Source organism: Mesorhizobium sp. WSM4310, assembly GCF_007003935.1.
Lineage (GTDB): Bacteria > Pseudomonadota > Alphaproteobacteria > Rhizobiales > Rhizobiaceae > Mesorhizobium.
The window spans coordinates 154,247-166,991 of the sequence record NZ_VFTA01000002.1; the positions used below are offsets into that span (position 1 = coordinate 154,247).

Genomic DNA, 12,745 nt, shown 5'->3' on the forward strand with positions numbered 1-12,745 from the left:
TGATCTGTGATGTAGCGCATGACCGTCGGGTGAAAATGCCCGGGTTTTGCGGGTGTTTGCCCGGCTTTTGCATGTGCCTGAAGGAGTGCTCGATAAAATGGCGAATGAAAACTGGCCCGTTTACGGTGAGATCACCGGCCCGGTGGTGATGATCGGCTTCGGCTCGATCGGACGGGGGACGCTGCCGCTCATTGAACGCCATTTCAAGTTCGACAAGTCGCGCATGACGGTCCTCGACCCACGCGACACCGACCGCACGCTGCTCGACGAGCGCGGCATCGCCTTCGTCCAGGAAGCGGTGACCGAGAAGAACTACAAGAAGCTTCTGACGCCGCTCTTGACCAATGGCGGCGGCCAGGGCTTTTGCGTCAACCTGTCGGTCGACACGGGCTCGGTCGATCTGATGCGTCTCTGCCGCAAGCTCGGCGTGCTTTACATCGACACCGTCGTCGAGCCGTGGCTCGGCTTCTATTTCGACGCCAAGGCCGACAATGCCAGCCGCACCAACTATGCGCTGCGCGAGGCGATGATCAAGGAAAAGCGCGACAAGCCCGGCGGCGCCACCGCCGTCTCCACCTGCGGCGCCAATCCCGGTATGGTCTCGTGGTTCGTCAAGCAGGCGCTGGTCAACCTCGCCACCGATCTTGGCCTTGAGTTCTCGGAGCCGGCGCAGGAAGACCGCGAGGGCTGGGCCAAGCTGATGAAAAAGGCCGGCGTCAAGGGCATCCACATCGCCGAGCGCGACACCCAGCGCACCAAGAAGCCGAAGCCGATGGATGTGTTCTGGAACACCTGGTCGGTCGAGGGCTTCATCTCCGAGGGCTTGCAGCCGGCCGAACTCGGCTGGGGCACGCATGAGAAGTGGATGCCGAAGAACGCCAAGAAGCACAAGCACGGCTCCAAGGCCGCGATCTACCTGGAGCAGCCCGGCGCCAACACGCGCGTTCGCTCGTGGTGCCCGACGCCGGGAGCGCAATACGGCCTGCTGGTGACGCATAACGAGTCGATCTCGATCGCCGACTTCTTCACCGTTCGCTCGAAGAAGGGCAAGGTGCAGTACCGGCCGACCTGCCATTACGCCTACCATCCCTGCAACGATGCGATCCTGTCGCTGGACGAGATGTTCGGTGCCGCCGGCAAGCCTCAGCCGGTGCACCACGTGCTCGACGAGAACGAACTGGTCGACGGCGTCGACGAACTCGGTGTCCTGCTCTACGGCCACGACAAGAACGCCTACTGGTTTGGCTCGCACCTGTCGCTGGGCGAGGCGCGCAAGCTGGCGCCCTATCAGAACGCCACCGGCCTTCAGGTCACCTCGGCGGTTCTGGCCGGCATGGTCTGGGCATTGGAAAATCCCGATGCCGGCATCGTCGAGGCCGACGAGATGGACTACAAGCGCTGCCTGGAAGTCCAGTCGCCCTATCTCGGACCGGTCGAAGGCCATTACACCGACTGGACGCCGCTCGACCGACGCCCGGGCCTCTTCCCGGAGGACCTCGACCGCAGCGATCCGTGGCAATTCCGCAACATCCTCGTCCGATAGCATCCTGCGCACCATGCGCCATTGCCTTGCAATCGCCCGGAAATCGGGCGATTGAAGAGATGCGGCCTGGGGCAGCGCACGTCTTGCGGGACGCACGCCCGTTCCAGCACTTTGGACGTTCGCATCGTGCCTCTCAAAATCGAAACCGATTTTTGGGCCGATGCGTTTGGAGAGGATTTAAGATGACTATTGCGCGCAAAGTTCTTTCGATGGGCGTGGCGGGTTCCTTTGCCATGATCCTCGCCGCCTGCACCACAGGCGGTCCCGAGGCACCGCCGATGGCGGCCACGCCGAAAGGCGTCGAGGGTTCCTGGATTGATGCAAAGGGCACCGGCCTGTCGACCTTCACCGGCGGCAAGTTCACGACCGTCGCCACCGACACCGGCCAGAAGCTGTCCGATGGCAGCTACACGATGACCGGAGCCACATCGGTCGAGATCAACGGGACGTCGCTGATCCGCCAGACGCCGGTCAGCTTCAACTGCCTGCTGATCTCCACCAGCCAGCTGAACTGCACCAGCTCGTCCGGCCAGAACTTCGTGCTGACGCGACGCGTCTGAACGAGCGAACGCTGGACTCATCGAGGATGGCGGCCGATTGGCCGCCGTCCTTTTTTGCGCCTGCAAAGAGTGGCGGCATTTCCGCTTGCGTCAGCCGAAACGCGATGGGAACATGGTCAAAACGCTGGCTGTTATACCCCAGTCAAGCAAGGGCGCTAAACGCCTCTGATCAGCCTACCGGGAGACGAAGATGAAGAAGCTTGCCGCCATTGCCGCCCTGTCCGCATCGACGCTTGGCCTGTCGGCCGGCGCATCCTTTGCCGACTACACATTGAACATTTTGCATTTCAATGACTGGCACAGCCGCATCGAAGGCAACAACAAATATGAGTCGACCTGTTCGGCCGACGAGGAGACCAAGGGCGAATGCATCGGCGGCGCCGGCCGGTTGATCACGGCGATCGCCCAGGAGCGCAAGAAGCTCGAAGGCCAGAACGTGCTGCTGCTCAATGCGGGTGACAGTTTCCAGGGATCGCTGTTCTACACCACCTACAAGGGCACCGTGGAGGAGGAATTCCTCAATCAGATGAAACCCGACGCGGTGACGCTCGGCAACCATGAATTCGACGATGGCGAGAGCGCGCTGGTGCCTTACCTCGACAAGGCGATGTTCCCGATCGTCAGTGCCAATGTCGTGCCCAACGACAAGTCCGGCGCGGCCGGCAAGATCAAGCCGTCGATCGTCGTGGATGTCGGCGGGCAGAAGATCGGCATTGTCGGCGCCGTCACCAACGATACGCCCGAACTCGCCTCGCCCGGTCCCAACATCGCCATTGCAGACGACGTCAAATCGATCACCGCCGAGGTCGAGAAGCTCAAGGCGCAAGGCGTCAACAAGATCATCGCCGTGACCCATATCGGCTATAACAGGGAACGCGACATCATTGCCAAGATCCCGGGCATCGACGTGGTTGTCGGCGGCCACAGCCATACGCTCTTGTCGAACACCGATCCGAAGGCGGCAGGCCCCTACCCGACGATGGTCGACAACCCGGACGGCTACAAGGTGCCGGTGGTGCAGGCGGCCTCCTATTCGAAATATCTCGGCGAGTTCAAGGTGGTGTTCGACGACAATGGCGTCGTCAAATCGGCCAGCGGCGACCCGATCTTTCTCGACAAGTCGATCACACCCGATCCCGCTGTGCTCGCCCGCATCAAGGAACTCGGCGCGCCGATCGAGGCTTTGAAGAACAAGGAAGTGGCCGAGACCACCGACGTCATCGACGGCAGCCGCGAGAATTGCCGCGCCAAGGAATGCGCGATGGGCAACCTCGTCTCCGATGCCATACTCGACCGGGTCAAGGGACAGGGCGTCGAGATCGTCATCTCCAATGGCGGCGGCCTGCGCGCCTCGATCGACAAGGGCACCGTCACCATGGGTGAAGTGCTGACCGTGCTGCCGTTCCAGAACACGCTGGCGACCTTCCAGATTTCGGGCAAGGACCTGGTCGCCGGCCTCGAAAGCGGCCTCAGCCAGATCGAGGACGGCGCCGGGCGCTTCCCGCAGGTGGCGGGCCTCAAATACGCCTTCGACAAATCGGTCGCGCCCAATGCCGGCCGCGTCAAATCCGTCGAGGTCATGGAGAACGGCGCCTGGACGCCGATCAAGCCCGACAAGGACTATCTCGTCGCCACCAACAATTACGTGCGCCAGGGCGGCGACGGCTACAAGGTCTTCGCCGAAAAGGCCAAGAACGCCTACGACTACGGCCCCGGTCTCGAACAGGTCGTGGCCGACTATCTCGGCGCCCACCGGCCCTACACGCCCAAGCTCGACGGCCGCATCACCGAGATCGCCGCGACCGTCGCGGCGGCCCCGGCGGCGGAACCAGCCAAGCCTGCAGAGCCGGCAAAGCCAGCCGAGGCAACTCCGGCCCCCGCGCCGGCGGAACCTGCCAAACCGGCCGAGGCCGCGAAACCGGCTGAACCGGCAAAGCCCGCGGAAGCGGCACCGGCAATGCCTGAACTGCCCGCGAACTCAGGCGATATCGCCAACACGCCGCCGGCCGTATCGACGGAGAATGCACCTGCGCCACCGGCCCCGCCGGCTCCCGCTGCTCCGGCACCTGCACCAGCCGAGCCGGCAAAGCCGGCAAAGCCCGCTGAAGCCGCACCAGCAACGGGCAGCCATGTCATCGTTACCGGCGACACCTATTGGGATCTGGCCAAGAAGGCCTATGGCGACGCCACCAAGTGGAACCTCATCTACGAGGCCAACAAGGGTCAAAGGCCGCATCGGCTGATGCCCGGCGCGACGCTGACCATCCCGGCGAAGTAACCTCACTTCGCCTCTTCCATCCAACACCCGCCTGGGAAACCGGGCGGGTGTTCTGTTTTCAGCTGGACACGCGTTAAGGTGCGGCCAGACGCGGCATTGAAAGCCCGTGCAGGATGATTAGGTTCGCGCCTCCTGGAGGACCGCTATGACGTTCACAACCGCTGTCGATCCCAAAGCCGCGAAGGCCCTCGGCCCACTGCCGGCCGGGCATCCGCCGGTCAAGACCGGCAAGATCGGTGTCATGCTGATCAATCTCGGCACGCCTGACGGCACCGACTTCAAGCCGATGTGGCGGTATCTCAGGGAATTCCTGTCCGATCCGCGCGTCATCGAACTCAACAGGGCGATCTGGTATCCGATCCTCTACGGCCTGGTGCTTACATCGCGGCCGAAGAAGTCCGGCGCCAACTATGCCCGGATATGGAACCAGGAAAAGAACGAGTCGCCGCTGCGCACCTACACCCGCGCGCAGGGCGAAAAGCTGGCCGAGGCGTTGCGCGACCTGCCCGATGTCGTCGTCGACTGGGCGATGCGCTACGGCAATCCTTCGACCGCGAGTGTCGCCGAAAGGCTGGTCGCGCAGGGCTGCGATCGTATTCTTTCGTTTCCGCTCTACCCGCAATACTCCGCGACGACGACGGCCACCGCCAATGATCAGCTGTTTCGCGCCTTGATGAAGATGCGCGCGGCCCCTGCCATCCGCAGCGTGCCGCCTTACTATGACGAGCCCGTCTATATCGAGGCGCTGGCGCGTTCGATCGAGCAGAATATCGCGACGCTGGATTTCGAGCCTGAAGTGGTCATCGCCTCATACCACGGCATCCCAAGACCTTATTTCGAAAAAGGCGATCCCTACCATTGCCACTGTCTCAAGACGACCCGGCTGTTGAGCGACAGGCTCGGCTGGGACGAGAAGAAGCTGATCACCACCTTCCAGTCCCGCTTCGGCGCCCAGGAATGGCTGCAGCCCTACACCGACAAGACGGTGGAGAAACTCGGCAAGGACGGCGTCAAATCCATCGCCATCGTCAATCCCGGCTTTTCCGTCGACTGCATCGAGACGCTGGACGAAATCGGCCGGGAAGCGGCCGAGACCTTCCATCATGCCGGCGGCAAGAACTTCGCTCACATCCCTTGCCTCAACGACAGCGTCGAAGGCATGGCGGTGATCGAGGCGATGGTGCGACGCGAACTGTCCGGCTGGGTCTAGGAGAAATTCCAGGAAAAGTGTGAAACGGTTTTCCCGGGAAAAGCGCATAGCGCTTTCCCTTGGGAATTTCGTCAACCAGAGAGTTGGAGCGGCTCGCCGCTCTGACACCGGAACAAGGGCCACTCCGGAGCGTTGAGCAGTTCCTCCGGAGAATTCGATGCCCCGCAAACTCGACCTCAGAACTGGCCGGCCCGTCTGGTCCGCCTATCGGGCACCTGCCGTGCCGACGGACAGGTTGACCCGCGACGTCAAGACCGACGTCCTGATCATCGGCATGGGCATCAGCGGCGCCATGACGGCCGAGGCGCTGACGGCGGACGGTCATCAGCTAATCTGCATCGACCGGCGTGGTCCGCTGAAAGGCTCGACCGCGGCGACCACGGCGCTGGTCCAGTTCGAAATCGACCAACCGCTTTCCGTGCTCTCGGAGATGATCGGCAGGATCAAGGCACAACAGGCCTGGCGCCGCTCGCGGCTCGCCGTTTCCAACCTGGCCGGCCGCATCGAATATCTCGCAATCGACTGTCGCCTGCGCCGCGCCCCGTCGCTCTATCTGGCCGGCACGCTGCTCGGACCGTCGGAACTGCGTGAGGAAGCCGAAGCGCGGCGACATGCGGGCATTGCGGCCGCCTATCTGACGCCGCAGCCGCTGGCGCAGACATTCGGCATAGACCGCGGCGGCGCCATCCTCAGCCATGGCAACATCGCGCTCGACCCGCGCAAGCTGACGGCCGGCTTGCTGCTCAAGGCGCTGGAGCGCAAGGCACGGCTTTACGCTCCCGCCGAAGCGACGGCGATCGAGGACAATGCCGATGAGGTGGTCGTGACGACAAAGGACGGCCCGACCATCACCGCACGGCATGTTGTCCTGGCCACCGGCTACGAACTGGTCGACATCGTGCCGGCGGCCGCCCACCGGATCATCTCGACCTGGGCGATCGCGACACGCCCGCAGCCGCGAAAACTCTGGCCGGGTCCGTCGTTCATCTGGGAGGCGTCGGATCCGTATCTCTACATGCGCTCTACGGCCGACGGCAGGGTCATCTGCGGCGGCGAGGACGAGGATTTTGTCGACGAGACGCGGCGCGACGGACTGATCGCCGACAAGAGTGCCCGCATTGCCGACAAGCTGGGCCGGCTGTTCCCCCGTCTCGACGTCAGGCCCGAATTCGCCTGGACCGGCTCGTTCGGCACAACCAGCACCGGCCTGCCCTATATCGGCGCCGTCCCCCGGCATCCGCGCATCCATGCAGTCATGGGTTACGGCGGCAACGGCATCACCTTCTCGCGCATCGCTTCCGAAATTATTTCGGCTTCGATCAAAGGGATGACCGACATCGATGCGGAGCTCTTCGCCTTCAACCGCTGAGTGCAGAGCAACAAACAATCCTTCATCACCTGATTGTAACGTTCCTGAAACACACTTAAGTCTTTGGTGAAGTCGGCTGCGCGGGAATGGCTCTCGCGGCCCGCTTCTGAGGGAGAGCCAAATGGATTTCAGTGGTTTCGATATTGCGGTCGTTGTTCTTGTCGCGCTTGTCGTGCTGGTGCTGTTCAAAGGCATCAAGACAGTTCCCCAAGGCTACAACTATACGGTCGAACGTTTTGGTCGTTACACCAAGACACTGAGCCCCGGCCTCAACATCATCACGCCGTTCGTCGACCGCATCGGCGCCAAGATGAACATGATGGAGCAGGTGCTCGACGTTCCGAGCCAGGAAATCATCACCCGCGACAACGCCATCGTCGGTGTCGACGGCATCGCCTTCTACCAGATCCTCAATGCGGCGCAGGCCGCCTACCAGGTTGCCGGCCTGCAGAACGCCATCCTCAACCTGACGATGACCAACATCCGTACCGTCATGGGCTCGATGGACCTCGACGAGCTGTTGTCCAACCGCGACGCCATCAACGAGCGCCTGCTGCGCGTCGTCGACGAGGCGGCGCATCCGTGGGGCATCAAGATCACCCGCGTCGAGATCAAGGACATCAACCCGCCGGCCAACCTCATCGAATCGATGGGTCGCCAGATGACCGCCGAACGTAACAAACGCGCCCAGATCCTGGCCGCCGAAGGTCTCAAGCAGTCGCAGATCCTCGAGGCCGAGGGTCGCAAGGAGGCCGCCTTCCGCGACGCCGAGGCGCGCGAGCGCTCGGCCGAGGCCGAGGCCCGCGCCACCCAGGTGGTGTCGGAAGCGATTTCCAAGGGCGACGTGCAGGCGCTGAACTACTTCGTCGCGCAGAAATACACCGAGGCGCTGGGCAAGATCGGCACGGCCACCAACAGCAAGATCGTGCTGATGCCTTTCGAGGCGTCGTCGCTGATCGGCTCGCTCGGCGGCATCGGCGAGATCGCCAAGGAAGTCTTCCGCAGCGAGGGCACGACCGGCGCTCAAAGGCAGGCCGCGCGCCCGCCAGTTGTGCGCCCGAGCGACAACTGAGTCCGCAGGAGCTCACTCCCATGTTCGATCGCATCATTTCCGAACTCGGTCCGTGGAACTGGATGGTTCTGGGCTTCGTGCTGCTGGTGGTGGAGGTCATCGCGCCGGGCTTCTTCATGCTGTGGATCGGCATCGCCGCGCTCATCATCGGCGCGGTGTCGCTCCTGATCTGGGATGCGGCGATCTGGAGCTGGCAGGTCCAGGTCCTCGCCTTCCTGGCGTTGTCGCTGGCTTCAGCCTTCGTCGGCAAGAAACTCATGGGCGGACGCGACCAGCCGACCGACCAGCCGCTGCTCAACCGGCGCGGCGCCCAGATGGTCGGCCGCATGGCGACGCTTGCCGAGCCGATCAAGGACGGCCGCGGCCGCATCAAGCTCGGCGACACGCTATGGCGCGTCTCCGGCCCGGACCTGCCCGCCGGCACGCAGGTGCGCGTGACAAGTGCCGCCGACACGGACCTGGAACTGACGGTGGAGCGCGTCTGAGTTTCCAGACGGCGCCGGTGCGAAAGATGTGTTGAGATCCAGGACAGGCGGAGCCGGAGTCGAAGACGGGCGCGAAGCGACCAAACAAGGCGGGTTACGGGAACCGGAGCGGAGCGTACTTAAGTACTTGAGCACCTGCCTAACCCGGCCGTAGCCTTAGTAGCGACGATCCCTCTTGAGTGCTTCGGCCGGCGAAGGCCGGAAGCGCAGGTATCAGCCGTTTGCAACCGGCCTCACCTGAATATCGGCATGCCTAGGCAGCGCCGATGCGCAGCAGGTCGTGGAAATGCACCACGCCCAGCGGCATGTTGTTCCTGGTCACCACCAGCGCGCCGATATTGTGCTCGTTGAGCAGCGCGATCGCCGTGCCGGCCAGCGTCTGCGGGTCGACCGTCTTGGGCGTGCGGGTCATCACCTCGTCGACGATGACGTCGGCCAAATTGCGGTGCAGGTTGCGTGCGACATCGCCGTCGGTGATGATCCCCGCCAGTTCGCCATTGGCGTCGACGATCAGCACGCAGCCGACCTTCTTCTGCGACAGCGTCATTACCGCTTCCGGCATCTTGGTGCCGAGCACAGCCAGCGGCATCTGGTCGCCGACCCGCATGATCTCGGAGACCATGGTCAGATTGGCGCCGAGCTGGCCACCGGGATGGAAGGTGCGGAAATGGTCTGGCGTGAAACCCCGCGCCTCGAGCAGCGCGATCGCCAGGGCGTCGCCGATGACCAGCTGCAGCAGCGTCGACGTCGTCGGCGCCAGCCCGTGCGGACAGGCCTCCGGGGTGCGCGGCAAAAGCAGCACGACGTCGGCGGCGCGCGCCAGCGCCGATGTCTCGCCTGACGTGACGGCGATGAGCGGAATGGAAAAACGCCTGGAATAAGCGACGATGCCGAGCAGTTCCTTGCTTTCGCCCGACCATGAGATGGCAATGATGGCGTCGTCCTTGGCGATCATGCCGAGATCGCCATGGTTGGCCTCGACGGGATGGACGAAGAAGGCCGGCGTGCCGGTCGAAGCCAGCGTCGCCGCGATCTTCGAGCCGATATGGCCGCTTTTGCCGACGCCGGTGACGATCAGCCGGCCTTCGATCTTCGAAATCATGCCGACGGCCTGCGCGAAAGGCGCGGCCAGCCCGTTCTCGAGCGCCTCGGCAAGGGCGGCGATGCCGGCCTGCTCGGTCGCCACCGTTCTCAGTGCCGAATCGATCGACGCTTGCCTGTCCAGGGGCTTCTTATCGAGGGATCTCGCATGCATGGATGATGCGATTAGCGCGTTGCCGCCCGCCTGTCCAACAGAAATGCCGCTGGCGCCCAGGCGGCGGTGGCTTCGGACAGGTCACGGGATCGGCAAACAGCGGCACTTTAACCGGTCGAACGATCGCCGCCTCAACCCTCCGTTAACCATCCCCATTTACGGTTCGGTAAGTATGGCGCGCACAGCGCCGCGCAAGCAGTGGTGGCGATGTCCGGGGCCCAGCCAGAGAAATCAAGAGGACGACAGGGCAAGGCGGTCTGCGCCTTGTTGCTGGCGACCAGCATGTTTGCCTTGTTGCGCCCGGGGCAGCTTCATGCCCAGGAAACCGAGCTGCGCGGCGAGGTGTCCGAATCGGCGATCCTGTCCGACCAGCAGCGCAAGGCAAAGCAGCTCGCCCTTGCCACCCAGCGCCAGCAGCAGTCGGCCAACTCTGCGCAGGACGATGCGCCGCCGCGCACCTATTTGCCGGCCAGTGCCGGCGCTGTCCCTGACGACACGAACACCGATGCCGCCACCGGCAGCATTTTCGATCCGCCGCAGGCGACCGACGACACGGCCACCGACAATCCGACGCCGCCCAAGCCTCGTCGCCGTCCGTCGAGCGCCGGCCAGAATGCTGCGGACCAGGACAAGACCAAGACGGACCGCAGGGCAACCGGCAAGTCGAAGAAAAAGAAGAAAGCGACCACCGCGACCACGGACACCACTCAGGCCGCGACCGACGATACCGACGGCGCGGACCAGGAAGCGGCCAACCGCCGTGCCCTCACCGTCGACAGCGCCGACAGGCAGAAGCTCGACCCCGGCGCCGAACGCACCGCCGCCATCGAAGGCCAGAACAAGAAGGCCGAGGAGGATCCGTTCCAGCCCACCGGCGTCAAATGGGGTTCCTTCGTCATCCGCCCGTCGATCGAACAGGGCATGACCGCCACCACGAACGGCGATTCGAGCAGTGCCGGCACCTCGGCGCTGCTGTCGGAGACGGCGTTGCGCTTTACCGCCGTCTCCGACTGGCGCGAAAACGCCGCCACCATCGACGGCTACGGCCTGTTCCGCGAGACGGTGTCGGGCTACCGGGTTCACGATGCGCAGGGCCGCATCGAAGGCCAGCTCAATATCGACCTCGACAACGAGCTGCGCGCCATAGCCAAGCTCGGCTATGAGGCCGTGCCTGAAACGGCGTCCTCGCCCAACGCCATTGCCGGCGTCAGCACCCAGCCGCTACGGCAGACCATCGACGGCAGCCTTGGCGTCGAAAAGGCCTTCGGCAAGATGCAGTACACGTTGACCGGCGCGGTCTCGCACGACTTCTACGGCGACGCCGAGCTTTCGGACGGCACCACGCTGTCACAGAAGGATCAGGACAACACGCTCTATACGGCGACCCTGCGCACCGGCTACGAAATCTCCCCGGTCCTCACCCCGTTCAGCGAAATCGAGGTCGGCCGCCGGGCCTACGATCAACGCATCGACAATGAAGGCTTCGAGCGGTCCTCGACCCGGCTCGGCGCCCGCGCCGGTCTGCAACTCGATATGGGCGAGAAGCTCTCCGGCGAGTTCTCCGCCGGCTGGCTGAGGGAAGCGATCGACGACAAGAGCCTGGAGGCGATTTCGGGCGCCACCGTCAACGCCGATCTCAAATGGTCGCCGGAACGCGGAACCACGATCGGCCTGACCGGCAAGACCACCGTCGAGACCACCACGACGGCGGGTGAAAGCGGCGATATCCTCTATTCCGGCCGCTTGACGGCCGAACGGCAGATCCGTGCCAACCTTACCGCGAATGCGGCTCTGGGGCTCGACTGGCGCGACTATGTCGGCATCGACGGCCATGACAGGATCCTGAGCGCCGAGACCGGGCTGACCTGGTGGCTGAACCGCTATGCCGGCCTCACCGGCCGGGTCAGAACCGAAAAGCTGACCAGCAACCTGCCCGGCCGCGACTACACCGCCAACAGCATCTACCTCGGCCTGAAGGTGCAGCGCTGAAACACGCCTGCGCAGGGGCGGTCAGCAGCTCGCGCTGGCATGACCCATCCAGTTAAGATACCGCGACTCGCCGATCCGATGGCGTCATCTCGTCGAGAAGCGTGCGGATGACGCCGGCCATGTTCTCCTTCATATCGCTGCGCCACAGCGCGAAGGCGACATTGGCCTCGACAAAACCCTCCGGCGATCCGCAGTCGAAGGTGCGGCCCTGATAGTGATAGCCGTAGAAGGCCTGCTGCTTTTCCAGCTTCAGCATCGCATCGGTGAGCTGGATTTCGTTGCCGGCGCCCTTTTCCTGGTCCTCGAGGATGTTGAATATCTCGGGCTGCAGGATGTAGCGGCCATTGATGTAGAGATTGGACGGCGCCGTGCCTGTCTTCGGCTTCTCCACCATCTCGGTGATACGGAAGCCGTGATGCGTATCCTCGCCACGGCCGACAATGCCGTATTTGTGAGCCTCCGCCGGATCGCATTCCTGCACGGCAATGATGTTGTTGCCGGTTTCCTCGTAGAGCTCGACCATCGATTTCATGCAGCTCTTTTCCGACTGCATGATCATGTCGGGCAAGAGCAGCGCGAACGGCTCGTCACCGACCAGTTCGCGCGCGCACCAGACGGCATGGCCGAGTCCCATCGGCACCTGCTGGCGCGTGAAGCTGGTCTGCCCCGGCGCCGGCTGCAACCGCTGCAGGCGGGCAAGCTGCTCGTCCTTGCCGCGCTGGGCGAGCGTGTCATAGAGCTCGAACTGGATATCGAAATGGTCCTCGATGACCGCCTTGTTGCGGCCGGTCACGAAGATGAAATGCTCGATGCCCGCCTCGCGCGCCTCGTCCACCACATACTGGATGACCGGCCGGTCGACGACGGTCAGCATTTCCTTGGGAACAGCCTTGGTGGCCGGGAGGAACCGCGTGCCGAGACCGGCGACCGGGAAAACTGCCTTGCGAACTCTCTTCATGCTTTCAATTATCCGTTTGCTGGCCG

General features: G+C 63.6%; 10 protein-coding genes. 8 read left to right on the forward strand and 2 right to left on the reverse strand.

Going from position 1 to position 12,745, the window contains the following annotated elements:
* The first annotated feature begins 97 nt into the window (after positions 1-97).
* The 7 genes from FJV80_RS03740 (at position 98) to FJV80_RS03770 (ending at position 8,517) form a co-directional block, all read left to right on the forward strand.
* Positions 98-1,543: a homospermidine synthase gene (locus FJV80_RS03740; RefSeq protein ID WP_095786985.1), complete on the forward strand. Its 1,446-nt coding sequence runs from the start codon at positions 98-100 to the stop codon at positions 1,541-1,543.
* Positions 1,544-1,725: 182 nt separating this feature from the next.
* Positions 1,726-2,103, forward strand: coding sequence for a hypothetical protein (locus tag FJV80_RS03745; RefSeq protein WP_095772609.1), 378 nt, complete (start codon positions 1,726-1,728; stop codon positions 2,101-2,103).
* A 190-nt stretch (positions 2,104-2,293) separates the two neighbouring features.
* A complete protein-coding gene (locus FJV80_RS03750; protein WP_142875580.1) occupies positions 2,294-4,381 on the forward strand; it encodes a 5'-nucleotidase C-terminal domain-containing protein in 2,088 nt (695 codons plus the stop codon).
* A 145-nt stretch (positions 4,382-4,526) separates the two neighbouring features.
* On the forward strand, positions 4,527-5,591 hold the full coding sequence (gene hemH, locus FJV80_RS03755) for a ferrochelatase (RefSeq protein ID WP_142875581.1): 1,065 nt from the start codon (positions 4,527-4,529) through the stop codon (positions 5,589-5,591).
* 157 nt (positions 5,592-5,748) lie between these two features.
* Positions 5,749-6,960 carry an FAD-binding oxidoreductase gene (locus FJV80_RS03760; protein ID WP_142875582.1) on the forward strand — a complete coding sequence of 404 codons (1,212 nt, stop codon included), beginning with the start codon at positions 5,749-5,751 and terminating at the stop codon, positions 6,958-6,960.
* A gap of 121 nt (positions 6,961-7,081) precedes the next feature.
* Positions 7,082-8,032 carry an SPFH domain-containing protein gene (locus tag FJV80_RS03765; RefSeq protein ID WP_095772605.1) on the forward strand — a complete coding sequence of 317 codons (951 nt, stop codon included), beginning with the start codon at positions 7,082-7,084 and terminating at the stop codon, positions 8,030-8,032.
* A 20-nt stretch (positions 8,033-8,052) separates the two neighbouring features.
* Positions 8,053-8,517 carry an NfeD family protein gene (locus FJV80_RS03770; protein WP_095786989.1) on the forward strand — a complete coding sequence of 155 codons (465 nt, stop codon included), beginning with the start codon at positions 8,053-8,055 and terminating at the stop codon, positions 8,515-8,517.
* Positions 8,518-8,770: 253 nt separating this feature from the next.
* Here the strand turns inward: FJV80_RS03770 and FJV80_RS03775 are convergent, their stop codons facing one another.
* Complete coding sequence (locus tag FJV80_RS03775; protein WP_142875583.1) at positions 8,771-9,772, reverse strand: KpsF/GutQ family sugar-phosphate isomerase; 1,002 nt, start codon at positions 9,770-9,772, stop codon at positions 8,771-8,773.
* A 207-nt stretch (positions 9,773-9,979) separates the two neighbouring features.
* Between FJV80_RS03775 and FJV80_RS03780 the strand changes: the two genes are divergently transcribed.
* Positions 9,980-11,761: an outer membrane beta-barrel protein gene (locus FJV80_RS03780; protein WP_185975131.1), complete on the forward strand. Its 1,782-nt coding sequence runs from the start codon at positions 9,980-9,982 to the stop codon at positions 11,759-11,761.
* 52 nt (positions 11,762-11,813) lie between these two features.
* Here the strand turns inward: FJV80_RS03780 and galU are convergent, their stop codons facing one another.
* Positions 11,814-12,728 (reverse strand): UTP--glucose-1-phosphate uridylyltransferase GalU, encoded by a 915-nt coding sequence (gene galU, locus FJV80_RS03785; protein ID WP_179295816.1) that lies wholly within the window; start codon positions 12,726-12,728, stop codon positions 11,814-11,816.
* Between the last annotated feature and the right edge of the window lie 17 nt (positions 12,729-12,745).

Bases quoted from the DNA above. Each gene is read 5' to 3' on its own strand.
- FJV80_RS03740 (WP_095786985.1), top strand. From the start codon at position 98: ATGGCGAATGAAAACTGGCCCGTTTACGGTGAGATCACCGGCCCGGTG.
- FJV80_RS03745 (WP_095772609.1), top strand. From the start codon at position 1,726: ATGACTATTGCGCGCAAAGTTCTTTCGATGGGCGTGGCGGGTTCCTTT.
- FJV80_RS03750 (WP_142875580.1), top strand. From the start codon at position 2,294: ATGAAGAAGCTTGCCGCCATTGCCGCCCTGTCCGCATCGACGCTTGGC.
- hemH (WP_142875581.1), top strand. From the start codon at position 4,527: ATGACGTTCACAACCGCTGTCGATCCCAAAGCCGCGAAGGCCCTCGGC.
- FJV80_RS03760 (WP_142875582.1), top strand. From the start codon at position 5,749: ATGCCCCGCAAACTCGACCTCAGAACTGGCCGGCCCGTCTGGTCCGCC.
- FJV80_RS03765 (WP_095772605.1), top strand. From the start codon at position 7,082: ATGGATTTCAGTGGTTTCGATATTGCGGTCGTTGTTCTTGTCGCGCTT.
- FJV80_RS03770 (WP_095786989.1), top strand. From the start codon at position 8,053: ATGTTCGATCGCATCATTTCCGAACTCGGTCCGTGGAACTGGATGGTT.
- FJV80_RS03775 (WP_142875583.1), bottom strand. From the start codon at position 9,772: ATGCATGCGAGATCCCTCGATAAGAAGCCCCTGGACAGGCAAGCGTCG.
- FJV80_RS03780 (WP_185975131.1), top strand. From the start codon at position 9,980: ATGTCCGGGGCCCAGCCAGAGAAATCAAGAGGACGACAGGGCAAGGCG.